Origin of the sequence: Pseudoalteromonas sp. GCY (assembly GCF_016695175.1) — a bacterium.
GTDB lineage: Bacteria > Pseudomonadota > Gammaproteobacteria > Enterobacterales > Alteromonadaceae > Pseudoalteromonas.
The window spans coordinates 1,234,660-1,258,117 of the sequence record NZ_CP068022.1; the positions used below are offsets into that span (position 1 = coordinate 1,234,660).

Sequence of the window (23,458 nt, forward strand, 5' to 3'; positions counted from 1 at the left end):
ACCTCGCACTTTTTTGTCCACTCTTTTATCAATAGATTGCTGGCTTGGCGCTATAACAAATTTGCAGAGTGACCTATCAAGCGCCATTTTTCATCGCTACATAAATACCAAATAGACTGCCTTAGTGCGTCATACGACCTCTCACCCAAGGTATTTTCCAGTGCGGAGACGTACTCAATCACAACCTTATTGGGACTCTGCTCAACTAACTTATAACCCTCGCTAATTATTTTATGCTCGCTGAGATCTTCACTCTTCAAGCCTTCAATAATGTCATCTTTCGTCATACCATCACAAAATAGTCCACTTTCTGAAAACTCATCATGGATGTAGTCCGAGATCAGATTAATATTTTTTCGTAGCTCTGGCGAATGTAACGCTCGCTCTAAAGCTTCAATTTTATCCAGCATACTCTTTCCAAAAAGCCAGCATAAACCGGCTTTGCTTCTGCGCTACTTACTTGCGAGGCCAAACACCTGCTAGGCATACATCTACAAACTTTTTGGGTTTCGTCAGCTCAATATCAACTTGTGAATGGGCAGCTTCATTACGCTTAGCACGATTTTTTAAATATGACATGACTATCTCCTTTACTCTTGAATTATAAAGTTATGTACACCTAACTTAGGCAGTACAGATTGAAAAAACTTGATGTCGAATAAGGCGGCGTGTTTTTCAGGCAATATTGAATCGACTTTAAATAGGTAGGGAACTTGATTAGTGGTTAGCGGATCGAGATCTGATGCCTGACAAGCTAGACAGTATGTTCTTATTATGGATTGGTAATGATCATTATATTCAATCTTTTCTAGTGGAGTTTCATTCCCAAGAACCACTTTTTTTCTAATTGGATAATGGTGTATAAACTGCCCAACATCTTTGCAAAATGCTTGGTATAGTTCTGTATGCAAAATAAATGCATGGAATAACTCATCAACTAACTTGCTTGCTGCAGCAACTGCTTGTGGTGAAATAACCACAAATATTAGATAGTCTTTTAGACCCTCAACGACCACCTGGATCTCATCATCAGATAATTTATATTCCAAGTGCGTTTCTATATACCAGTCAAACCACTCCAGTACAGCATCGTCAAACTTATAGTTTTCAATGAAATCGACCGCATTTTCCTTACCCTCAATTGCTTTCATTAAATCCCGTCTCCATCTCAGCAACAGCTTTAAGGTATACGTCTCACTTTAATTAGTCAAAGTGATTCTACCCCTAATTGATTACTCGCATGAAACAATAAACATGCTCCTGCTACCGAATTTCAACTGGCTTTAATGAATTTAAACACTGCAAAAGCATTGAAACAATAAAAGTAAAATTAGGCAATCTAGCTACACGTTTGCCAATTCAAACTTACCCATTTGCTCCTTAAAGTTTACAGCTGTTCAAATAACCGCCAATTTGTACCTAAAATATTGCATAAGGATATAAAAATGATAAAGCAACTTACTAGCATAATTTTATGTTTTGTAATGACGGCATGCGGCAGTGACACAAATGATACAACTCCAACAGATATAACCTCCAACAAGCCTCCAACAAATACGCCTTTACCATCATCACCTAAACCCCTTCCTGATATGAGCTTCGACCAAAGCTTTATCGATGATGTCTCTGAGTTTGTTAAATTAGCGCATGCTGTTCAGTATTTTTATCCATCGGCCGAGGTAAGAGGTTCGGATTGGTCACTTTTCATCGCGGAAAGCATTGTCGAATTAAACCAAACACCAAGTACAGAGCGTAGAGAAAAGGGGATTGAACTCATAAGGCAAATTGCGCCTTACATGGTTACACAACAAAACCACATCCCAAAATTGCTCCCTGATACGCAAACATATACTTGGATACAAAATGCGTCCGCGCATTTCAGCGCTTATACTCGGTTGCTAGTATCAGCTACGTTAGCTGAAATTCAAGAGGAGAAATACGCCCCCAGCGAGCAATTTGTAACTCTTAACTTTTATCAAAGTCCCCTCTACTTACCACTCTACCTGCCCGTTAAAACTGAACTCTCTGGTGGTACATTCACCGAATTAGGCCGTTGGCAGGTTGAATCTAACTTCGCGCGTACCGAAGCTTGTATGGCTACCGTGTCGGGAATGTGGGCCAATATTCAACATTTCTGGCCTTACTTTGGGCAGATTGATATTGACTGGTCAGCAAGTCTTACACCGTTACTAACCGCTTGCAAAACTGAAGAGCCAGATCGAAGGCTGCAGCTAATTAAAACCGAGCTCACTAAATTGAATGACAACCACATTGTTGTTAAGACTCCGGATATGTTTACAGTTAGCTATGCGTACTATGGTACTTTTTTTTACGAGATTGTAGAGGGAAAAGCCATTGTAACGAGAGTTCAACAAGATGAGCAAACTGGTATCGAAATTGGGGATGAAGTACTTACTATTAATGGTGAAGATATAATAGAACATCTATCAAAGAAAGCGCTTTACTCGCTTAAAAATACGCTACATAGGTTGAGCCACACTGCAAGACAAGAAGTTTATTTTAAAGATAAGACCCCTGTTAACTTTACCATTAAAAAACCGGCGGGGGAGATTTTTCAGGTAAATATTACACCGCTAGAGCAGAGTGAAGTAAAACCTTTTATCGGATTACCTTACATCCCCCATTCAACATCAAAAATTGAAGATTTAGGCGACAATATATATAAAATCAATATTTATAACGTTATGCCAGATGACTTGAACGCGATAAAAGAAGCGTTAAAAAATGCTCATGGCGTTGTAATCGACTTTCGCCATTACCCACAAAGCTGGGACGGATGGCGAAACGTATTAAGTTGGTTTATCAAACAAGATGCGACCAATGATACTTGGGCTCTATTATGGCAAGGTGCACCAAATCAAACAGATAAAAAGCTCTACCCCGTTCAGCAAATAATTCATCGAGATGCCAACCCACTTTCAATTCCATCCATAGTACTTTCTTCTAGAGGAAGTATAAGTCAGAATGAACACGCTTTGGTGTTTGCACGTAGTGGCGGCCTAGCAATCTTAGGGGAGCACACATCAGGGATTAATGGTAACGTTTTTTGGGTTCCGTTTTTTGGCGGTTTAGAAGAGGGCAATCTAGGTGCTGAGTTCCAATACACAGGTATGCTCGCGAACCGACATAATGGTGACCCTTTAATCAACGCAGGTATTGCGCCAGATTATTTAGTGCCAAGAACCAGAGAAAGCATTATCAATGGTACTGATAATCAAGTAGAGCGTGCCATTGATATTCTAAAATCAGAGCTTTAGTCTTATAACAGCTCACTTAATTGAATGATCCGCTTAAATGCTATGACAACAGGTAATTAGTTTTTAAGTGGACCCAAACTTTATGAACTAACTCAGAATGAGGAGTTAGCGCCACATCAGCTTACCGTACGTTCTGATCGCAGGCAAAAAACCGCAGAAAAGAGTAAGGAAACAAACACTTGATTCCAAAAGTTAGAGACAAAGGGATCAGCAACAAACTGAGATGCAATATGCCAAATACTCAGGTTTAGCAAAAAACCGAGTACAAACCCATAGCCTTTGTATTGTACGAGCAATTGCCCCAGTTCTTGCCTAAAACGCTGATATTGAGCTAATTTGCTCATTTTTATACTCCAGTTATTGATTAGCAACCGTAAGCTCTACCACTTCTTTCTTGGCCGATATTCGATTTATCAACAGTACATCGTTGTCGTTAATGTCGGTGAGATAGTCAACACTGGTAGGCACTTCGCCGAGTATAGTAAACGACGTTTTGTCCAGATCATAGGACCAAAGTTGATTATCTTCATTGACGCCATATATCCCATTGCCGCGCATTACAAAAGATTTTCCTCTGCCGCCTTGATTGTTTAGTTCACTGATCCGCTGAGGTTCAACAGCGCCGATTTGCCAAAACTGATCAAGTCTATCCTTATACACAACTTTACCGTGTTCACTTTCAAGTGCCCACAGCACAGGTTGCTGCGTCAGTATTTCAAACGATTGTTGAGCAAAATCATAAGCAGCTAACTTCATTTCTCCCTTTACCCGAATCTGTGTTAGCGCACGTTGTTTTGCACTTTTCCATTGATATAAGCGTAAAACAGGGTAGGCGTGCGGGTAAGATGTCAAGCTGCCATCTAAAGCAATTCGCGTCAGTACACCACTGGCACTGACTAATATGCTTTGGCCATCCTCAGCCCAGTGGATCCCGCGAACAAAAGTATCTAAGGGGAAGTTAGTCAGTTGTCGCGTGTTATTGCCATCGCTTAACCACACCTGTTCAGTACCAGAGCGCTCTGACCAAAATGCCACTAAATCTCCATCTGGCTGAAAAACAGCATAATCTTCACCAAGGTTGGTTCGCGCAAAGCTGGTGTATGTTTGAGCGCCTTGTGCTAACTGTGCCAGCGGTAATTTGACGATATCGCTGTCGTAAGGCCCTTTGATCATCAGTACACTTTTGCCATCAGGACGAAATTCAGGCTGCCTCATTCGATCTGAAAACGGCAATTGAATTTTACTCACAAGCCCTTCATAAGTCAGGCTAAATAGCTGACGTCCGGTACTAAAAATCAATTGCTGGTTGAGTGGGTCAAAACTTGGGTAGATATCGTGAAATTTAGTAATTTCCGGCGGTCGCTGGATCTGATGGCTAGAGATCAACTCACCGTCGGGTTTTAACATATCAATATAATGTAAGCCATCGGCATGAATACTACTGACCGCGATTAAATCATCTTGAGGGGAATAAGCGTAATCAATCAACGTCCCCTCTTCTACGGTATAAAGATCGGCACTGCTGTCGTCATCAATGGAATAATTGATCAGCTTCCAGCGCTCGCCTTGTTTTTGCTTCAATACCACATTGCCATCGTTCAGCCAGATAGGCTTATCAACCACCGAATTTTTACACTGGAGAATAACTTTTGGCTGCTGAGGGCTTTTCAATGCTTTAGTAAAATCGAGTGTTACAAGGTCGTAGCAGCGTTTTTGTGTAACGGGCTCGCTACAAGCGTCGGTGGCCAAAAACAGTAACTGCTCACCATCTTTTGAGAAACTATGCCTGCCGTATGCTCCAAAGCGCTCGGTGAGCAGGATCTCTTGCTGGGTATCCGCCTTTTTTGCCCATATCTTATTATCGCAAAACTTATCTAAATAGCGGTGAAAAACGATGTATTGACCATCTGGGGAATAGCTTGCATCAAATTCTTTATCGTCAGTTGCGGTCAATGAGCGCAAAGTATCAAAGAACAGTGGTGAAGGTTTTTTGATGGAAAAATATTGATAACTGATAGCCCCAAGCAAAATAGTGAAGGCAAGTAAGACAAACACATAAAGACTGAGTTTGTTTTTATTCTGGCTTTGATTGAGGTAATTATCTTGTTGTATTTCAGGTTCAGGGACTGGCATCACCTCAAGTTGCGGCTCAGTATTCGTCAGCTCGCTCGTTTGCCCTTCCCAACGTACTTCACACTCTAAGCTATATCCTTTTTTAGCATGCGTTTGGATATAACCTTGCACCTTACCATCATCCCCAAGCGCCTTTCTCAATTGCGCAATACTACGCTGCAAAGTATTAGGAGAGACCACCGTATCTGGCCATACTGTATCGAGCAAGGTATCAAGGCTTATCACTTTGCCTTGATTCTGAGCCAAGCAAGTGAGTACCGCCAGCGCCTTTGGTGCAAGTGTTTGACATTCACCTTGGTGTGAAATCTGGTTACGTGATAAATCTACAAAAAAATTACCAACCCAATATTGTTCTACCATAAATCCCCAATGTGCCTAGCGCACGCGCTAACCACGCCAATTATTATAATTATCAGTATAAGAATAAACTTGAAGCAATCGAAACTCAACAACATAACCACTTGATAAAAATAGTTTTTTATTTAAAAGTCACAATTCAGCACAACATCATGTAAACGTCATGCATTTTTGTTCTCAGCTGCTAAGTTGCCAGTACGAGATACTTATTCACTAGTCTAAAAATAACATGAAAGAAGGAAATGTGTGATGAAACGTTTGCTGTTTATGCTGATATTACTCCTATTCTGTAGCTTGCTACATGCCAGTGAAGTACCGCAATATGCAATGCCCGGAACGCAAGTTGTGCCACTAAAAGATATCACTACCGGCCATCAATATGAGCTTTATATCAAGCTACCTGAGGAATACTCAAAAGATAAAAGCTACCCTGTGCTCTACTTTACCGATTCGGTATGGCATATCGAAGCATTGTCTTCGGCAACCTTCTTTTTGTTCGATGAAGTGATCCTCGTCGGTATCTCGTGGCGGAAAAATATCAACACCACACAGCTTCAAGAAGAAGGCCCTTTTGTTAGCCGTTACGCTGACTATTCTTTTACAAAGTCAAAAAACAGTGAACATCAGCAAAAGTACCAATTTGGCCAAGCCAATGCCCACGCGGCCTTTATTCGCAATCAAGTTATTAAGTATGTTGAAAGCAATTACTCGGTAAAGTCCAATAGTCGCAGTTATTTTGGCTATTCACTCGGTGGACTATTTGGCGCCTATATACTGCTCACCCAGCCAAATACCTTTGACAACTATATGTTAGGCAGTCCATCTGTTAGACAACTGGATGCGCTAAAAACACTCTCTAGCTCCAAACAACCACTCAAAGGGAAAGTGTTTATCTCTGTTGGTACAGACGAACATAAGTTAGCACCGCAAATCGACGCATTTATCGACTATCTAAAAAGCAAGCAAAGTGACAGCTTATCACTGCACAAGACAATGCCCGATGGCACACATCAAACCGCTTTCCCTGAAACCGTAATCCGTAGTATCAATTGGTTAAAGTCTATTTATGGGAGTAGTCAACAATGAAGTTAGCACCGATGTTTCTTTTACTAGCGATTGTTGCTTCTCTCGGTCATCGAGCTTCGGCACAAGACGAATTCCCTATACTGGAAGGTCCTTTAATGGGACAAAAACCTCCTGGATTAAAAGCAGAACCTTTCGCACCTGGAATTATCTCTAAGTCGGGATGGGAGCTAGAAGGCGTATTTGCTCCAAACATGAAAGAGTTCTATTTCACCTTAGATCGTGGTGTATACACCACTGAAAATAAAACTGGATTTCGTCCAACTGTCATTGGTTTTCGACTAATCAATAATAAATGGGTGAAATACACTGAGTTTCCTCGTACCGGAGAGGTAAGCTTTTCACCAGATGGTAAACGCATGCACATGGCAAAAAAATACAAAGACAAAGCAGGTGATGATTGGTCTGAACTTACCAGCTTGGGAGTCATGTTTGACCGCCCTGAATGGGGGATAATGCGATTGTCCGCTTCAGCAACTGGAACCTATGTATTTGATAATTTTAAGCAAATGAATACGGTTAGAATTTCAACAGTAAAAGATGGTATGCGCCAAGAACCAGTACTCTTAAGCAGTGAAATTAACTCAGGGAAAAAATCAGCACACCCTTTCATAGCGCCAGACGAAAGCTATTTAATTTGGGATAGTGAGCGTGAGGGTGGTTTTGGTGACTCCGATCTGTATATCAGCTTTAAGCAACCTGATGGAATATGGGGGCCTGCAATAAATATGGGGGAAAACGTTAATTCAGATAAGTGGGATGCTTATGCAACGGTCACCTCAGATGGCAAATACCTACTGTTCAACCGTGCTATTGATAAAGCAAATAACAACGTCGACATCTATTGGGTGGACGCTAAAATCATTGATGAAATTAGAAACAAAAATCAATAAAAACAAAATCTTAAATATTTTAACAATGTAATCCTTAGCGTATGTGATAAATGCCTATTTCTCACATATACGGAAGCTTTGTCTGCCTCCATACCTGCGTTCGCTTTGGTAAAATACTACCAAAGCGAACAAACCTTACCGACTGCTTGCTTTTTATCCAGCTTCAGACCAAAATAAATGTAACCAATATTAGTTACTTATCTAAATGTAACCAAATTAAGTTACCTTTATGACATCAATACCTCAAGGTGCAGTGATCACAGCAGACATTGTCGGCTCACAATCACTGTCACAATTACAACTTACATCGCTGCAAAGCGAGTTAAAGGATTACTTAGCTGAAATCGCGACTGCGGAGCAGGGCTATTATAGTTTTTACCGCGGCGACGGCTTTCAGCTTGTGTTGCCAGATGCTACGAAACTGTTCAATGTGGCATTACGGCTACGATTGTTTTTAATTAGCCGACATAGCGATGCCAGACTCAGCCTCGCGATCGGTGAAGTCAATATCACAGCAGCAGATTTATCAACCGCAACAGGTGCTGCGCTGGTACTAGCAGGCCGAGGGTTGGACGCAATAGGACAAGTAAGACTCAAGTATAACAATGACAGCAATGCCCACTTTGCATTAAACCTTGCATTCGTGGATTTATTACTTTCGAACTTAACCCAAAAACAAGCAGAGGCCGCTTTTATTCATATTTCACACCCTAAGTTGAGCCATGCCGATATTGCAAAACAACTCAACACCAGTCGGGTGAATGTGACTAAGTTACTCAATAGCGCACATTATGCTTTATTAGATCAATTTTTAGCAATTGCACGCTCACACCAATAGTCGAATGCTCAACACTTAAATATCACGAGGTGGACTTAATGAACGAATGGCAAGTATTGTTATTGTGGTTAGTAATAGGCCACACAATCACTGACTTTTACCTCCAACCTATGAGCTGGGTGCATGACAGAAATACCCATCACTATAAGTCCATCAAGTTGTTGTGGCATAGTGTCGCGCATGGCGGGGCTGCACTTGCAATCATCCTACTTTGGCAGTCGACTTTGTTTTGGGGAGCACAGTGGAATGCGTTGCTCTTTGCGCTAGCGGTAGGTATTAGCCACTATTGTATCGACTTAGCTAAATCCTATTCTAGCAAAGGCGTTATTCCTTTTGTGCTAGACCAATGTGCACATATCGCCATATTAGTGGCCGTCACTTGGCAAATTGCAGAGCCTGAGATTGCGCTCAGTGCCTTTGCAAAGCCTTTTGCCAATGTCCAGCTGCTGATATTGGTTGTGGGCTATTTAATGGTATTGCATCCCGCATCGATATTCACCAGCATGCTGCTTGAGCGTTGGCAACTCAATAATTCAGCTCTTGATAGCCTGCCGCAAGCAGGAAGTTTAATTGGTCAGCTTGAACGTGTATTACTACTGAGCTGCGTATTACTGGATAGTTGGGCTGCTATCGGCTTTATTCTCGCCGCTAAATCGGTATTTCGCTTTGGCGATCTAACCCAAAGCCAAGACAGAAAGCTCACCGAATACGTGATGTTGGGCACGCTTGTCAGTGTGTTGCTGGCCCTTGTGGTCGGCGCCTTAATCAAACCATTTATGCCCATTCAATTGTAATTTAATCAATTCCGCGCCTTGACATTTAATCTAGTGCCTGCAAAATAAATGTAGGCACAATTTATCGCTAATTATTTGCCTCTATTCGTTTTATTTCCTCATTAGGAGTTGCCATCACAATGAATAACTAAGCCCTTTGTAACTGACGAACTTATTATTAATTTCCAGTGCAAGGCTTATGGTTATCTTTGAGGCTTCTCAGACCAATCTATAGACTCATTTTCTGTTCTGCTGTTAATTGCTTTTTACGAGTCTCTTAGCCTTTTGCCCTGCAGCAACTAGGAGCAGAATGATGCCTTGGATACAGGTAAAGCAAGCAAGCTTGACGCTTGCAAATGGTCAATGTTTATTTTGCGATGTCGACTTAACAATAGAGCGACAATTTATTGCGATAACGGGCCCAAATGGGGCGGGAAAATCACACTTACTCAAAGTCTTATCCGGTGAACAGCCTCTAACCTCGGGCGAGCGCCAAAGTCATGGGAAATGCTTTTATCTCCCACAAGATGCGACTAACCGCTTTACCACCGTTTCTGAACTACTCGGGCTTGAAGAGAAGCTAGTAGCACTGCATCGAGCCCATCAGGGGGTAGCCTCTGAGCACGATTTTGACTTAATCTCAGATGATTGGCAGTTAGAATCAACTTGGCAAGCAACACTTGCACCGCTAGAACTCACTTTGGAAACCCCCTTTACAAGGCTTAGTCCAGGAGAGCGAATGCGAGTTTATATTGAGATACTACAATCTCAGCCTGCAATACTATTACTGGATGAGCCGAGTAACCACATGGACAGCATCAATAAGCACTGGCTAACTGAGCGACTAAAGAACCACAAACATGGTGTGGTTGTCATCACACACGATCCTATTTTATTGGATGCAGCCGACCATATACTGCACATAAAGCAGGGGGAGCTAACTCATCACTCGCTTGGATTTGACGCCTTTAGAGAGACACTACTTCAAACTCAAGATCGACAAAAACAACAACACTTGGCAAATCGCGCGGCACAAAAAGCACTTAAACAAGCCATGATTGCAGCGGATCTGCAACATCAACGGCAGGCTAATAAAGGAAAAGCACAAGTGCGCGCTGGTAGCCAAAGTAAACTGGTTACTGACTTTAAGTCAGACAGGGGGAGTAAGCGTCATGCCGGACAAACCCATAAAATTCAGCAAGCTCAAGATAGGGTTAAGAAAAATGCAGTTTACTATCGAGAAGACAAACAGCAGTTTCATTTTAATTCAGCTTTTCGAGCGAAAGAAAAGATCCGCTTATGTGAAGCCGAACTGTGCTTTGGACCGGAAAAGACACTGAACCTTTTTGCGGATACAACACAAAAGCTCAGGGTAATTGGAGAAAATGGCATCGGAAAATCGACCTTGCTTAAAACCCTTGCGGGTAAGCTAGAGTTAAAGCGCGGAGAAATTCAGCGCCCAGCAACATGTGTTAACTTAGATCAGCATTGCGCTTGGCTTGAGCAGGGCCCTTGCGTTTTAGATATTGCCGAGCGCTCACTTGACACGCCACATCATAATATAATCACCAGCTTTGCAAGCGTTGGTCTGAATCTAGATAAGATTTCAGGACCTATCACGAGTCTCAGTGGTGGCGAGAGAATGAAAGCGGCCATCGTGCTGGCAGTGCAACTACAAGGCTTTTTACTGCTTGACGAGCCGGATAATCACCTCGACCTTGAAGCACAAGAAGAGCTTGCTGCTATGCTTAATCAGCTTCCTTGTGGATTTATACTGGTCTCTCACAATGAGTATTTTTGCACTCAGCTTACCAACATAAAAACTCTACCGCTGCGTGATCAATAATCATAGAAGGAAGAAAAGGGGGAGGAAGGAACGCCTCCCCCTTTGGGCACTTAGTGGCGTCTCTGTTATGACCACTAAATTAAATGGGCTGAGACGACTGCACATCTCAAACCACATGGGGACGATGGGTTAAAGCGCTAATACCTCGAGGGTAGTGACATAGCTGCCGGCACGTTTTGTGGCGGGTGCTTGTGCTTTGTCGTCTTCATATTCCACTTCAAACCAATACATGCCTGGCTCAGATAGTGTTAGCGTCACTTCACCTTTGGCATTCGTTGTATATTTGCTTGGTTGACTGTTATCACGGTACTTTTCATCTTGACGTACCACTATCACTTCTGCACCCTTTGCAGGTTCACCATCTATCGTATACTGCAAGGTAATTGGTTCACCGGTGTACAAATCATTAGGATGAGTAACCGGGTTTAGTTCTAGCCCTTTGCCCGTTGGCTTAAGCGCGGTGTTATTTGGCGCACCCAAAGTTACAAAGACTTCTAATCGTCTTGCAACGTCGGTCACACTTAAATCTTTTGCCGTTTTTGGTACTTCTTTGTTAAAGGCCTCTACTGAGCCAACTTTGCCGCGTCCTGGCCAGTAATGCTTTTCACCGTTTTCATCAGTCCAGCGCGCCACCAGCGAACGACTTTGATTAAACACTTTGTAAGTGCCTTGCTGATTGAGCTCAATGTCAAACACACTACGATACTTAAGTTTTGCGGCGTTCTTAAGCTCGACTTTGCTACCAGAAGGAGACAGTGCGAATAGGCGCTCTAGTGGATAAGCATAATGATCTGGGTTAAAGATCCCATTGGCGATGGCAGCATCAAACGTGATCCATTCGCTGTCACCAGACACCACTGTGGTACTTGGCTTTATCCATACTCGGTGCGCTTCACTTAACGGGCTATATGCGGCTAAGGCAACTAAGACACCAGAAACTAACGTTGAAATTTTCACGATTAAGGCTCCATTGTTAAAATTGTTGTAGCGAGTTCAGATTTACCTTCTGCAATCACAGTGACAGGCGCAGTGATAGGTAAAGTCACAGGCAGTTTCAATACTTCACGACCTCCAAGCTCACGAGCAGCCTCTACAAACAGCGTGTATTCACCCGCAGGTAAAGCTTTAAACTCATCGCGCCAAGGGGTTAAATCAATCTTTGCCGTACCTGGACGCCTTGTAGCACCAGTCACGCCATCTACAGGCATGGATAGGCTACGACCGCTTCTGCGCCACCAAAGGCGTAAGTCTTTTAGCCACTTTTCACCTTCTTTATCCGCCATATTAACGTCATACCAAACGGCAATATCGGCAACTCGCTGTTGTTTGCCGTCCGCCAGCCATACTGCTACATAAGGTGGATGATATTCCGCAACGTTTAAGCGCGGGATCGTGATTTCAACTTCATCAGCTTTAGCGTGCGCGGGTACCATCAGCACTAAAACAGGCAATACAAAGCCTGCTGCGACGAGCGGCCAAGTCGACTTTCTTCCTCGAGAGTGCTTGTATAAAAGCCATAACCCTGTGAGTGAAAACACTACACAAGCTACTGAAAACAAATCAATAAACATACGCCATGCAAATCCTGTATTACGTCCTTTGTGAAGATCGTTAAGGTATGATACCCAACCACGATCCGTGATCTCTTGATAAAACTCACCGCTATCAAGGGCGATGCTAAACCAGCCATCGCCACCAGCTCTTGGCAGCGCAACATACAATTCGTACTCGCTCCACTGCACTTGCTGTAGTGCAGGTAACGCCGCGCCTGTGTGTGACTGATACCAAGATTGAAAGCTGTGTGGCAGCGCTGTTTGCCCTGCCGCCGCGTTAAGCTGGGTCAACAGAGCGCTTGGCAGAACCGCTTCTTTAGCATATGTAGTAGGCGCAGCTTCTATCTGGCTTGCGTGATTTAAGGTGATCCCAGTCACGGCAAACAGCAGCATTCCCACCAAACACACGGCAGAGCTCATCCAATGCCAAGTACGCCAATCAAACAGCTTTTTAAGTCGCCGACTCGAAGACTTAGCCGCTGAGCGAGCTCGCGTCATTAAAAGCTCCACGCCAATGAAGCCCAATAGCGACGACCATCTTCAAAGTAGCCGTAATCTGCTTCAGTAATTTCTTCATCGAAGAGGTTGTAAATCCCAAATCCAAGCTTGATCGCTTCGTTCAGCTGATAATTTGCACCTAAATCAGTTAGGTTATACGAAGGTGCGACTAAGCTACTTTGAGAAGGCCCTGTTACAGGCTGGCTTTCTTCACCACGATAATGGAAGCGTAACCACGTGCTCAGCTCATCCGAATACTGATAATTAAGCGAAGTTTGGAATAGATGTTTAGGTAACTGGTTTAATGGGCTACCAGCATACACTCCGGTTTTTTGCTCCGAATCTGTGTAGGTATAGTTTGCGCTAAGCTTTAGTTTTTCAGTCAATTGACCCGAGAAGCTAATTTCACCACCTTGGGTTACAGCTTCATCAACGTTGACATAGGTTGTCGGTAACGAGCCAAACTCGTTAGGGCCGTCCGTGCATTGAGTTAGTGGGCATGAAACCCGTGAAATTTTATCGTCAAACTCGTTATAGAATACCGTTGCTGAGGTGCTGATCCCTTTAGCAAGCTCAACGTATACGCCTACCTCGTAATTAATTGAGGTTTCAGGGCTTAAATCTGGATTACCATAAATATTGCCACCACGACTCACTTGGCCCCATGCCGCAGTACTTTGACGCAAGTTCGGCGCTCTAAAGCCGGTTGAGATCCCACCTTTAACCGTCACCGCGTCTGATGCAGTATAAACACCGTATAAGCGCGGGCTAACGTGGCCGCCAAAGTTACCGTCTTTGTCGTAGCGTAGCCCCATAGTCAGGGCAAATGGCTCAACGATGCGCCACTCATCCTCAGCAAATACCGACCACTGATCGTTGTCGACTTGCTGCAAATCACTAATGCGGTTACTGGTTTTGTCGGTCAAGTCTTCATTGAGATAAGCGACACCGATTGAGCTAGTATGAGACTCGCCAAGCGGTAACGTCCAAAGAGACTGGAAGTCTACGTTTTTGACCGTCATCTCACGGGATTTATTGTCAAACTCTTCATGTTTTACGTAACTACGAGAGCTACCAAATGACCAGTAACCGTTATGCGTCAAAGAGATTGACTCACTATCGTATTCGGTTGTGGTGGACTCAGGACAGCCACGACGGCCACACGGCTCACCTGGCGCAAGCGGTGCTATCGTTTTACCTAGCGTTGCATCAAGCGTTTGTGAGGCAATGCCATAATCCAATAACCATTCGTGTTCATCTGATGGTGTATAGGCCAGTTTTACCTTCAGCGTATCTGCATCGCGACCTCTAAAGCCAGACACGATTTCGTCTTCATCTCTGTGCGTAGTTTGGCCGTAAATTTGTACCCCTAAGGTATCTTTGATTAGCGAGCCGGCGGCAAAGAAATTAGCCTGATAAATATCACCTGAGCGACTGTTTTCTTGGCTGGTTGCATCAACTCTGACTTCTCCATGCCACTCGTCAGGCGTTTTTTTAGTGATGATGTTAATTACGCCGCCAATTGCATCAGAGCCATACAGCGAAGACATAGGCCCGCGCACAACTTCAATACGTTCGATGGCAGCAACAGGAGGCGTCCATGCACCTTCAACACCAGGGCCGTCACTATTTGGCCGAGTCTCACGCGAACTTTGTCTTTGCCCGTCGACTAAGATAAGCGTGTACTGACTGCCCATGCCGCGAAGGCTAATATCTTCCCTGTCTCCGCCTCCAGTTACTACAACTCCCGGGACATCTGTCATGGCATCGGTAAGGTCTCGATAAAAGCGCTGCTGTAGCTCCTCTTGATTGATAACGCTAACAGATGCCGGCGCATTTTTTAGCAGTTGCTCAAATCCAGAAGCGGATACGACGATCACTTCCACCTCTTCTTTTATTTCTGATTTTGCATCACTTTGTGCTAGTGAGGAAAAAGGCAGGGCAGCTGCAACAGCTAAAGAGAGTGGCGCCAAACTACGACAGACCATCAACATCGAGAAACCTCCATGATAGAATACAAGATAAATAACAATTATTTTCATTTGTAATGGTATGATGATTGCGTATTTTGGAGCAATGCGGTTTTTCTTAAAGGTATTTTAAGCAGGTCTTAACAATGAATCAGAAATTGACTCGCGGACTTAAAGTGTTCGCAAAAACGGTAGAAGCTGGCAGTATGAGTAAAGCCGCTGACTTATTGCATATGACCACCTCGGCCGTCAGCCAGCAGATCAGCAAATTAGAGCAAGACATAGGCCTAAGTTTATTTAATCGAAATACTCGTAACCTCACGCTCACCGAAGCGGGCTCTATCTATTACAAATCCGCGATACAAATACTGCAAACCGCAGAGCAAGCGGAGCATGAACTTGAGTTATTACAACATACGCCATCTGGCATATTGAAGATCTCTGCCCCCATCGGGTTTGGAGGAGGGCTACTCAGTAAGCCACTGCGCTACTTGAGTGAGCAGTTTCCACAAATAAAAGTCGATTTAATCCTAACCGACGAGCCCATTGACATCATTACTGAGGGCGTCGACTTGGCTATCTGTATCGGTCCTTTACAGGACTCAAACCTTATTGCCCGTCACCTTGCTGACTGGCAACTGATCCCCTGTGTCAGTTGCCATCATCCACTGGCACAACTCAATATATCGCACCCAGACAGCTTAGCACCTCACGCCTTGATTGGTCATTCGAGTAGCAAACTACACCCCTACCATTTGAGCAACCAACAAACCCATCAGCAAGTAGCGCTGCCGACAGCGCGCTTTATGGTGAATAATATGCAGGCTTGCATTCAGCTCACTCTAGATGGCATTGGCTATGGGGTATTACCGGAACCCGAAATTAGGCATCACCTTTCATCAGGGAGGCTAAAACGGCTATGTTCAGACTGGTCATTACAAAAATATAGCGTTTACGCCGTGACGCCGCATCGCGATACCGTTGCGGCAAAAACAACCGCTGCAATTGAAAGCCTAAAAGAGTGGTTTACCCAAGTTTCCAACGACAACCAAGTGTTTGTTGGCGACTTCAGTTTTATCTAAGCTTCGCTCAGTTGAACTTTGGTAGTTAATAAAAAATAGCGAGCCATATAGTTGGCTCAGAAGTGTCTGTATAACTTACTTTATGCTTTTGATGTGCGGGAATATTAAGACTATCACCCGCCTTTAAGGTTACTATTTTACCGTCATCAAAAGTCAACTCACCACAACCCTTTAATACCAGTACCCATTCGTTTTCGTCTTGGTCGTAATATCCAGCGCTTGGAGAGGTATGACCGTTTGATACTATCCGTTCAATACGAATATTTGGATGAGACAGCACCGTTTCAAAAATTTCTTCGGTTACATCAGCTGGAATATCTTTTAGAAAGTTCATAGGCTTGAAACTAGCAATTAGTCAAGGATAGAGAAATAATTTGCCGCAACAGCACATCCGTTTATCTGGCAACGGCAAATTGGGAGAATGGTACAACTTGATCTGTAGAAATGTTCAATACGTCGTTCTCAATCTTTCAAAACAATCCATCAGGCGATTGGTGAAAAATCCCCTAACTTAAGCGACTCCACTCGGACTTCTTACCCAGTTGTACAGTCACCATTAAAGTTACACAATTTAACAATGTTTGTAAAACAAAATTTAACATTAAATAAACAAGAGTGAACTTACTAAAATCCTTTAAGTTCTACACGCCAAGGAGGATCCAGTCGATTTTCACCAGCCCAGTACAATTTGATCTTGTTCCCTGCGGGGTCAAACAGTATGGCTTCTCGCCACAGATAGCGCTGCTCTGTCGGCAGTTGCTCAAATATGATACCCCGGGCCTCAAGCTCAGTGACCCACTCATCTAATTGTTCATGCTCGAAGTAAATAACCGCACCATTATTGATGGGAGGCGTTTCTAACGATAAGGAGAAGGTTGCATTACCTTCAGGGCATTCAAATCGAGCATAGTGAGGTGTATCAACAATTTGAGTAAAACCTAGCGTTCGATAGAATTGACAAGCTGCATCCATATCATCAACGGGCAGGGTAACTTGGTTAAGATTCATAATCATCATCCTTATAATAATACTGAATCATTGTGCCTTGTAGGCAAAAAAATACCAGCCTAGGTTAGGCTGGTATTACAATCATCACATCTTAATGCGAGTTACAAATCAAATGTTCTCGACACAGAAAGTACGATACGTTCATCAGCCGTATCCCAATCTAAGCTCGTGTTTTCAGCCGCCACTTCAATATCAAACCCTTTAAATGCAGTTTGGTAAGCAAGGCGATAGTGATTGTAAGATTTATCGTTACCATCCCACGTATATTTATCGCCATCCAATGAATTGGAGATATCAAAGCTTGCTCGTAATGCATGACCTTCTGCAATTTCAAAAGTATGTGCTACCATCGCAATAGTGTGACCCGCTTCGGTTCCGAAATAGTCCCAGCTGTACCAAAAATTAAACTCAGTTTGGCCAAACTCACTCGCGTAACCAAACTTAGTATAGATCTCTGGGTAGTTACCATCGCTTGAGTTGTCACCACCATGATAAGAGTAGTAAGCAATACCATAGTCAAGGCTCCAGCTTTGGTTCAGCTCGATAAAGCGACCAACATAAAAGTCCCACTCTAGATCCGTGTCATCACCAAAATCGACGTTAGACGCCCAGCTCCCAGCATACACGCCATTAGCAAAGGCTTTATCGATGCTGCCTTGTAGAGCTGGATCATTTTGCGTTTGACTCACACCGTTAAAGGTATAATCAGATGCACCTGTAAGCGTTGCAGACCAGTCTGCCACCGCATAGTTAGACGCGAGTACAAGTGGGAGTGCACAAAGTGTTTTCTTTAAAGTTGTCATGTAGTTGTATCCCTAGTTTACTGATTCAATTTTTCTAAAGTCGATAAGGTTGTCTTTTGGCGAGCTATCAATCTTGCTCACGGTTTTGTATTTGCTATATGCAATGTAACCAAAACATGAGAAGAACAAGCCTATGACTAACGCACCAACCCATTGGATCTGTAAAAAGTTTAGTTTAAATAACAGCGTAAGCAGTGATAACGCCACGATATTAAATAAAATATAGTTTCTTTTTCCTAAACGGCTAACTGTAAGGTTTAGGTTGTCTGTATATAGGCGGATCAAAGAGTCGAGTGAGTTAATTACAAACACCACGCCAACAAAGACCATTGCAAAGTTTTTAATACCCGCAGTTGGGATCCCAGCCTCATGGTAGTGATAAAGCACACTAAACCATGCTGCGATTGGAATAGACGGGAAAATCAACATCGCCGCTAGCACTTGATAGGTTTTCAAACCACCGACAAAACGCGATGTGAATTGCCCAATCATGATACTCCACGCAAACCACCAGAATAGATAAAACTCGTGATAGTCATTCAGTGGCAGCACAAACTGATCTAAATTGGCAAAATACCCACCGATCAACGCCAAGTTGTTGGTATAACTCGACATTGCACTGTCACCAAAGACAAACGCTGACGCCCACATAAAGGCGATTAAACCGATAAAGACCCAAGTCGTCGTAATGCTTAAAAAGCGCACGTACTTCAGGCTGGTGCTTGAATAAACCGCAAAAGCAATCGCCGCAAACACTATCAAATAGAAACTAGGAATAACCGACTCACCGTCACCTAAGCTTGGTAAATACCAAGGTAGATTAGACAACAATAAGAATGCGGTAAACGCACAAGTACCGATAATAACTAGGTTATTAATGAATTTAACCCAAGGAATTTCAAAGAATTTCACTTTGGGCTCTATTACGCAGAAATAAAAGCACGTAAGAAAGTAGAACCCCCAGATTAAAAATCCCCAAAAGCCAAACTCTATGGCCAGCGGATTAGTAAATGCATACTCTGGGCTTGCTTTTATGTCTGCGTAACCCGCAAACTCCGTAAGCGGAAACATGATCAGGCCAACATCTAGGCCAGAAGTAAATAAGATTGCAATAAAAGTGAACGTTTTAACCGGTGTAACGCCAACGCACTGTAAATTCCCCCACTTCAATAAAATAAAGGCAATTGCCAATAGAGTGAAAATGATGCCTGCACTAAGCCATACTGTCATTGTCACCCTCCCAAAATTGATAGAAGTAACTCATTTTTTCTCCGTTGTTTTTATTTACATTATTCCCGCATTAATGCAGTGCAAACGATTTGCACTGCATGCCACTGCAGGTCTCATATGGGGCACGAACTTTCCCATACGAGTGGCGAAACTAGATCTCCGAACTACGTTGAACCTGTTGCCAGTTTTGTGTCATAGCAACGTTTGCTCCCTCAGCGGCAAGTGGTGAATTGCCTAAAATCATATCCGCTGCTTTTTCCGCGACCATAATAGTCGGCGCATTGAGGTTGCCGTTTGGAATGGTCGGGAAAATAGATGAATCCACAACGCGTAGCCCCTTTACACCGTGCACACGGGTTTGAGAATCTACAACCGCCATTTCATCCTCGCCCATTTTGCATGAACAAGAAGGGTGATAAGCACTTTCTACCGCTTGACGCACAAAGGCATCAATTTCTTCATCGGTTTGCACTTGCTCACCTGGTTGGATCTCACTCTCCCGAAAATCATCAAACGCACTCTGCTCTATGATTTCACGAGTCAATCTGACACATGCTCTAAAGCCTTCGATGTCTTCTTGCTCAGCTAGGTAATTGAACTGTATTTTAGGCGCAACCGTTGGATCTGCTGATTTAATCGTTACTTCACCACGGCTCTTTGGTTTATTGTGGCCAACATGAACTTGGAATCCATGACCATCAAAGGCACTTTTACCATCGTAGCGAATAGCCGCAGGTAAAAAGTGGTACTGAAGATCTGGCCACTCAACGCCCGCTTTCGAACGAATAAAGGCGCAAGATTCAAAGTGATTGGTCGCGCCAAGACCTGACTTATCAAGCAACCATCTTGCACCGATCAAACCTTTAGAAATTAACCCCAGCTTGCCGTTTAAGGTGATGGGCTGCTTACACTTGTATTGGAAATAAAACTCCAAGTGATCTTGAAGGTTTTTGCCAACCCCAGGTAAATGATGTTTCACTTCAACGCCTGCGGCAGTCAAAGCTTCTTTATCGCCAATGCCAGATAACTGTAATAAGTGCGGTGAACCGATTGAACCTGCACTTAGGATCACTTCCTTCGCTGCATTCGCTTTTTTCAGGTTTCCTTTCACACTGTATTCAACGCCTGTAGCTGTTTTGCCATCTAACAGTACTTTTTGTACCAAGGCACCCGTGACTATGGTGAGGTTGCTGCGATGTTTAATGGGGTCTAAATAGGCTCGACTAGACGAGCAACGTTTACCGTCTTTTACGGTCATATGCATTGACCCAAAGCCTTCTTGCTGCTCACCGTTATAGTCTTTAGTAAACGCATAACCCGCTTGCTCACCAGCGCTAATAAACGCACGATAGAGCGGGTTTGCCATTTCATTACCATTATTGGTGCCAAGTGGACCTTGCTCACCACGGTATTCATCGCCACCTAAATACCAAGACTCAGCGCGCTTGAAGTAAGGTAAACAAGACTGATAATCCCAACCTTGTGCACCATGGTCTTGCCACTCATCAAAGTCTTTAGCATGACCTCGAACGTACACCATGCCATTGATTGACGATGAACCACCAAGTACCTTGCCGCGAGGACAATGCATAACGCGATTGTCTAAGTGCGGCTCGGGCTCAGTATGGAACTGCCAAGCATATTTATCGGTATTCATTGGAATAGATAGCGCGGTTGGCATCTGAATAAAAATACTCTTATCACTACCGCCAGTTTCGAGTAATAGTACTTTGTGCGCTGGATTTTCCGATAGGCGGTTTGCAAGCACACAGCCTGCAGAACCTGCACCTACAATAATATAATCAAAATCAGTCATCATACTCCTCGATTAAAATGGACTTTCAATATCGCTCATACCAACATACACAGACTTAGTCTGGGTATATTGATCTAGCGTCTCTATGCCATTTTCGCGGCCAATACCCGACTGCTTATAGCCTCCAACGGGCATTTCAGCGGGTGAGTTGCCATAACTATTGATCCAACAAATACCAGCTTCTAGCTGGTGGATGACACGATGTGCACGTTTAATATCTTTACTAAACACACCTGCAGCCAAACCTAAGTGGGTGTTGTTTGCACGCTGAATGACTTCTTCCTCGTCATCGAATACCAATACCGACATCACTGGGCCAAAGATCTCTTCTTTCACTATGGTCATGTCATCATGACAGTCGATAAATACGGTCGGTGCGACAAAGTAGCCGTTTGGCGCCGTTTCAGGACTAAGTGCTTCACCACCGGTCAGTACGGTTGCACCTTCAGCTTTGCCTTTTGCAATGTAATCCATCACCAGTGTGTGATGCTGCTTTGAGATTAGGGCGCCAAGATTTACGTTTGGATCGAGCGGATCGCCGGCGATGATATTTTGTTCTGTTCGCTGCTTTAGCTCAGCTAAGAAGGCGTCGTAAACCTTACGCTGTACAAATACGCGTGTGCAGTTGGTACACACTTCACCTTGAGTGTAGAAGTTGCCCAACATCGCGGCACCTATCGCTTGAGAGATATCAGCGTCTTCAAAGACGATAAGTGGTGATTTGCCGCCAAGCTCCATCGTCACTTCTTTTAAATTGCTTGCCGCACTTTGCATTACTTTTTTGCCAGTACCCACTTCACCGGTGAACGATACTTTTTCAATATCAGGGCTGGTAGTAAGCCATTGGCCCACCTCAGCGGCACCTTGTACCACATTGAATACGCCCGCTGGGACACCGGCTTCAATAAAGATTTCGGCCAGCTTAATCGCGCCTAGTGGTGTTTCTTCCGATGGCTTAAAAATGAGGGCGTTACCAGCGGCAAGTGCAGGGCCTGATTTCCAACACGCAATTTGCAGTGGATAATTCCACGCGCCAATGCCTGCACAAATCCCCAGAGGCTCTTTACGTGTATAGAAAAAGTCCCCTCCCACAGGCTGCTGAGTGCCAACATGAGCGGGTGCTAACCCTGCAAAGTATTCAATCACATCAGCGCCAGTTTGAATGTCTACACATTCCGCCTCTTGCCAAGGTTTACCTGTATCTAGCACTTCAATCTTGGCAAGCTCATCGTTACGCTCGCGCAACAGAGATACCGCTTTATGTAAAACACGACTACGCTCAATTGGTGCCATCGCTGACCATAATGCAAAGCCCGCTTTGGCACTTTCAATCGCAGCTTGCTGAACATGACTATCGGCAACCTCTACCTCGTAGATCACTTCATCCGTTGCTGGATTTTTTACTGCAAACTTTTCGCCTGAGTGATTTGCCAAGAACTGGCCATGAATAAAATTTTGATATACAGGGACTGTCACATTATCCTCCAAACTGCTTAATAAGTGATTGAATGTAGCGTTTTGCGAGCGTTTCGCTGTGATGAAACGCATGATGGTCAGCTTTGCTTAGCACGGCTCTTAGCCAGAGTCCGTCAATCATACCGGCGGCAAGCTCAGCCGCTTCTTTTGCCTGTGCTCGCGACATAAAAGCAGCAAACGAAGTCGCTAAGTTACTCTGCAGACGGCGACTGTTAACGCGCTGTAGTCGGTGTAGCTCGTCATCGTGCATAGACTGCGCCCAGAAACTCAACCAAGTACGCGTCGTATTTGACTGCTGCTGCACCATGGCAAAGTTAGCTTCTACGATATACATGAGTCGCTGCTCGGCACTACAACCACCGTAAGTTTTGTCTAACAAACTGTATTTCAAGTTGTTTAATAGATAGCGCACGGTTGCTTCAATCAAGCCTTGTTTACCACCAAAATAGTGACTAATAATCCCTGATGAGAGACCGGCTCTTTTACTGATACTATTAATCGTGGTTGCTTGTAATCCTAACTCGGCAACTGACTCTAAAGTGGCGTCAATTAGCTGCTGACGACGAACAGGTTCCATTCCGACTTTTGGCATAGCTTTTTATTAATTGACTGTTCAATTAAAATAAATCTTAGGGTGATAAAGATGAGACTTCAAGGTTGACTTTTTGTAAAAAGCCAAATTTTTGACGTTTGTACCTAGGTTAATCCCATGATAGCTAAGGGGTTTTAAAGGATTACAAAAAATCTTAAAAAATTTTAAAAAATCTGAGATTTTGCAGGTATTTGCGATAATTTACCGTTTTGATGTGACAATTTGATTA

Annotated in this window: 22 protein-coding genes; 7 read left to right on the top strand and 15 right to left on the bottom strand. The window is 43.6% G+C overall.

The genetic code is table 11. The annotated features are described in order from the left end of the window. Positions 1-50: 50 nt before the first annotated feature. Genes JJQ94_RS05065 through JJQ94_RS05070 form a run of 3 tightly spaced genes read right to left on the bottom strand, consistent with a single transcriptional unit; the run spans position 51 to position 1,151 of the window. Positions 51-410, bottom strand: coding sequence for a nuclear transport factor 2 family protein (locus tag JJQ94_RS05065; protein WP_099029482.1), 360 nt, complete (start codon positions 408-410; stop codon positions 51-53). Between the two features lie 46 nt (positions 411-456). Continuing rightward, positions 457-579 (bottom strand): hypothetical protein, encoded by a 123-nt coding sequence (locus tag JJQ94_RS24300; RefSeq protein ID WP_269092899.1) that lies wholly within the window; start codon positions 577-579, stop codon positions 457-459. 11 nt (positions 580-590) lie between these two features. Next, complete coding sequence (locus JJQ94_RS05070; RefSeq protein WP_099029483.1) at positions 591-1,151, bottom strand: hypothetical protein; 561 nt, start codon at positions 1,149-1,151, stop codon at positions 591-593. A 294-nt stretch (positions 1,152-1,445) separates the two neighbouring features. Between JJQ94_RS05070 and JJQ94_RS05075 the strand changes: the two genes are divergently transcribed. Next, positions 1,446-3,278 carry a S41 family peptidase gene (locus tag JJQ94_RS05075; protein WP_099029484.1) on the top strand — a complete coding sequence of 611 codons (1,833 nt, stop codon included), beginning with the start codon at positions 1,446-1,448 and terminating at the stop codon, positions 3,276-3,278. Positions 3,279-3,394: 116 nt separating this feature from the next. On the opposite strand, the gene JJQ94_RS05080 is transcribed toward JJQ94_RS05075, so the two are convergent. Beyond that, positions 3,395-3,622, bottom strand: coding sequence for a hypothetical protein (locus tag JJQ94_RS05080; protein ID WP_099029485.1), 228 nt, complete (start codon positions 3,620-3,622; stop codon positions 3,395-3,397). 13 nt (positions 3,623-3,635) lie between these two features. Continuing rightward, positions 3,636-5,771 carry a winged helix-turn-helix domain-containing protein gene (locus JJQ94_RS05085; RefSeq protein WP_099029486.1) on the bottom strand — a complete coding sequence of 712 codons (2,136 nt, stop codon included), beginning with the start codon at positions 5,769-5,771 and terminating at the stop codon, positions 3,636-3,638. 246 nt (positions 5,772-6,017) lie between these two features. On the opposite strand from JJQ94_RS05085, the gene JJQ94_RS05090 reads away from it, so the two are divergent. The 5 genes from JJQ94_RS05090 to JJQ94_RS05110 all read left to right on the top strand — a co-directional run bounded on the left by JJQ94_RS05090 (position 6,018) and on the right by JJQ94_RS05110 (position 11,201). Continuing rightward, complete coding sequence (locus JJQ94_RS05090) at positions 6,018-6,854, top strand: alpha/beta hydrolase (protein WP_099029487.1); 837 nt, start codon at positions 6,018-6,020, stop codon at positions 6,852-6,854. Further along, the gene (locus tag JJQ94_RS05095) at positions 6,851-7,744 is read left to right on the top strand and encodes a PD40 domain-containing protein (RefSeq protein WP_099029488.1); all 894 of its coding nucleotides are present in this window, start codon (positions 6,851-6,853) and stop codon (positions 7,742-7,744) included. Before JJQ94_RS05090 ends, JJQ94_RS05095 begins: the two co-directional genes overlap by 4 nt. Before the next feature lie 229 nt (positions 7,745-7,973). Next, positions 7,974-8,582: a hypothetical protein gene (locus JJQ94_RS05100; RefSeq protein WP_099029489.1), complete on the top strand. Its 609-nt coding sequence runs from the start codon at positions 7,974-7,976 to the stop codon at positions 8,580-8,582. Between the two features lie 38 nt (positions 8,583-8,620). Beyond that, positions 8,621-9,376 (top strand): DUF3307 domain-containing protein, encoded by a 756-nt coding sequence (locus JJQ94_RS05105; RefSeq protein WP_099029490.1) that lies wholly within the window; start codon positions 8,621-8,623, stop codon positions 9,374-9,376. A gap of 289 nt (positions 9,377-9,665) precedes the next feature. Further along, positions 9,666-11,201 (top strand): ATP-binding cassette domain-containing protein, encoded by a 1,536-nt coding sequence (locus tag JJQ94_RS05110; RefSeq protein WP_236596453.1) that lies wholly within the window; start codon positions 9,666-9,668, stop codon positions 11,199-11,201. 129 nt (positions 11,202-11,330) lie between these two features. Here JJQ94_RS05110 and JJQ94_RS05115 read toward each other — a convergent pair whose 3' ends face one another. The 3 genes from JJQ94_RS05115 to JJQ94_RS05125 are packed head-to-tail and all read right to left on the bottom strand — an operon-like array spanning position 11,331 to position 15,246. Further along, complete coding sequence (locus JJQ94_RS05115) at positions 11,331-12,158, bottom strand: DUF4198 domain-containing protein (protein WP_099029492.1); 828 nt, start codon at positions 12,156-12,158, stop codon at positions 11,331-11,333. A gap of 2 nt (positions 12,159-12,160) precedes the next feature. Continuing rightward, positions 12,161-13,252 (bottom strand): PepSY-associated TM helix domain-containing protein, encoded by a 1,092-nt coding sequence (locus tag JJQ94_RS05120; RefSeq protein ID WP_099029493.1) that lies wholly within the window; start codon positions 13,250-13,252, stop codon positions 12,161-12,163. Continuing rightward, a complete protein-coding gene (locus JJQ94_RS05125) occupies positions 13,252-15,246 on the bottom strand; it encodes a ligand-gated channel protein (RefSeq protein ID WP_099029494.1) in 1,995 nt (664 codons plus the stop codon). The genes JJQ94_RS05120 and JJQ94_RS05125 overlap by 1 nt, the downstream gene beginning before the upstream one ends. Positions 15,247-15,368: 122 nt before the next feature. Here JJQ94_RS05125 and JJQ94_RS05130 point away from each other — a divergent pair, with 122 nt between their 5' ends. Then, positions 15,369-16,304: a LysR family transcriptional regulator gene (locus tag JJQ94_RS05130; protein ID WP_099029495.1), complete on the top strand. Its 936-nt coding sequence runs from the start codon at positions 15,369-15,371 to the stop codon at positions 16,302-16,304. 25 nt (positions 16,305-16,329) lie between these two features. Here JJQ94_RS05130 and JJQ94_RS05135 read toward each other — a convergent pair whose 3' ends face one another. The 7 genes from JJQ94_RS05135 to betI form a co-directional block, all read right to left on the bottom strand. Next, entirely contained in the window at positions 16,330-16,638 is a 309-nt protein-coding gene (locus tag JJQ94_RS05135; RefSeq protein ID WP_099029496.1) for a cupin domain-containing protein, read from the bottom strand. Positions 16,639-16,928: 290 nt separating this feature from the next. Further along, positions 16,929-17,312 carry a VOC family protein gene (locus JJQ94_RS05140; RefSeq protein ID WP_099029497.1) on the bottom strand — a complete coding sequence of 128 codons (384 nt, stop codon included), beginning with the start codon at positions 17,310-17,312 and terminating at the stop codon, positions 16,929-16,931. A gap of 101 nt (positions 17,313-17,413) precedes the next feature. After that, positions 17,414-18,115: a TorF family putative porin gene (locus JJQ94_RS05145; protein WP_099029498.1), complete on the bottom strand. Its 702-nt coding sequence runs from the start codon at positions 18,113-18,115 to the stop codon at positions 17,414-17,416. Positions 18,116-18,127: 12 nt separating this feature from the next. Next, a complete protein-coding gene (locus tag JJQ94_RS05150) occupies positions 18,128-19,345 on the bottom strand; it encodes a choline transporter (RefSeq protein ID WP_099029499.1) in 1,218 nt (405 codons plus the stop codon). Between the two features lie 151 nt (positions 19,346-19,496). Then, complete coding sequence (gene betA / locus JJQ94_RS05155; RefSeq protein WP_172439904.1) at positions 19,497-21,164, bottom strand: choline dehydrogenase; 1,668 nt, start codon at positions 21,162-21,164, stop codon at positions 19,497-19,499. A gap of 9 nt (positions 21,165-21,173) precedes the next feature. Continuing rightward, positions 21,174-22,637 (bottom strand): betaine-aldehyde dehydrogenase, encoded by a 1,464-nt coding sequence (gene betB, locus JJQ94_RS05160; RefSeq protein ID WP_099029501.1) that lies wholly within the window; start codon positions 22,635-22,637, stop codon positions 21,174-21,176. A gap of 1 nt (position 22,638) precedes the next feature. After that, complete coding sequence (gene betI, locus JJQ94_RS05165) at positions 22,639-23,229, bottom strand: transcriptional regulator BetI (protein ID WP_099029502.1); 591 nt, start codon at positions 23,227-23,229, stop codon at positions 22,639-22,641. Positions 23,230-23,458: the final 229 nt, after the last annotated feature.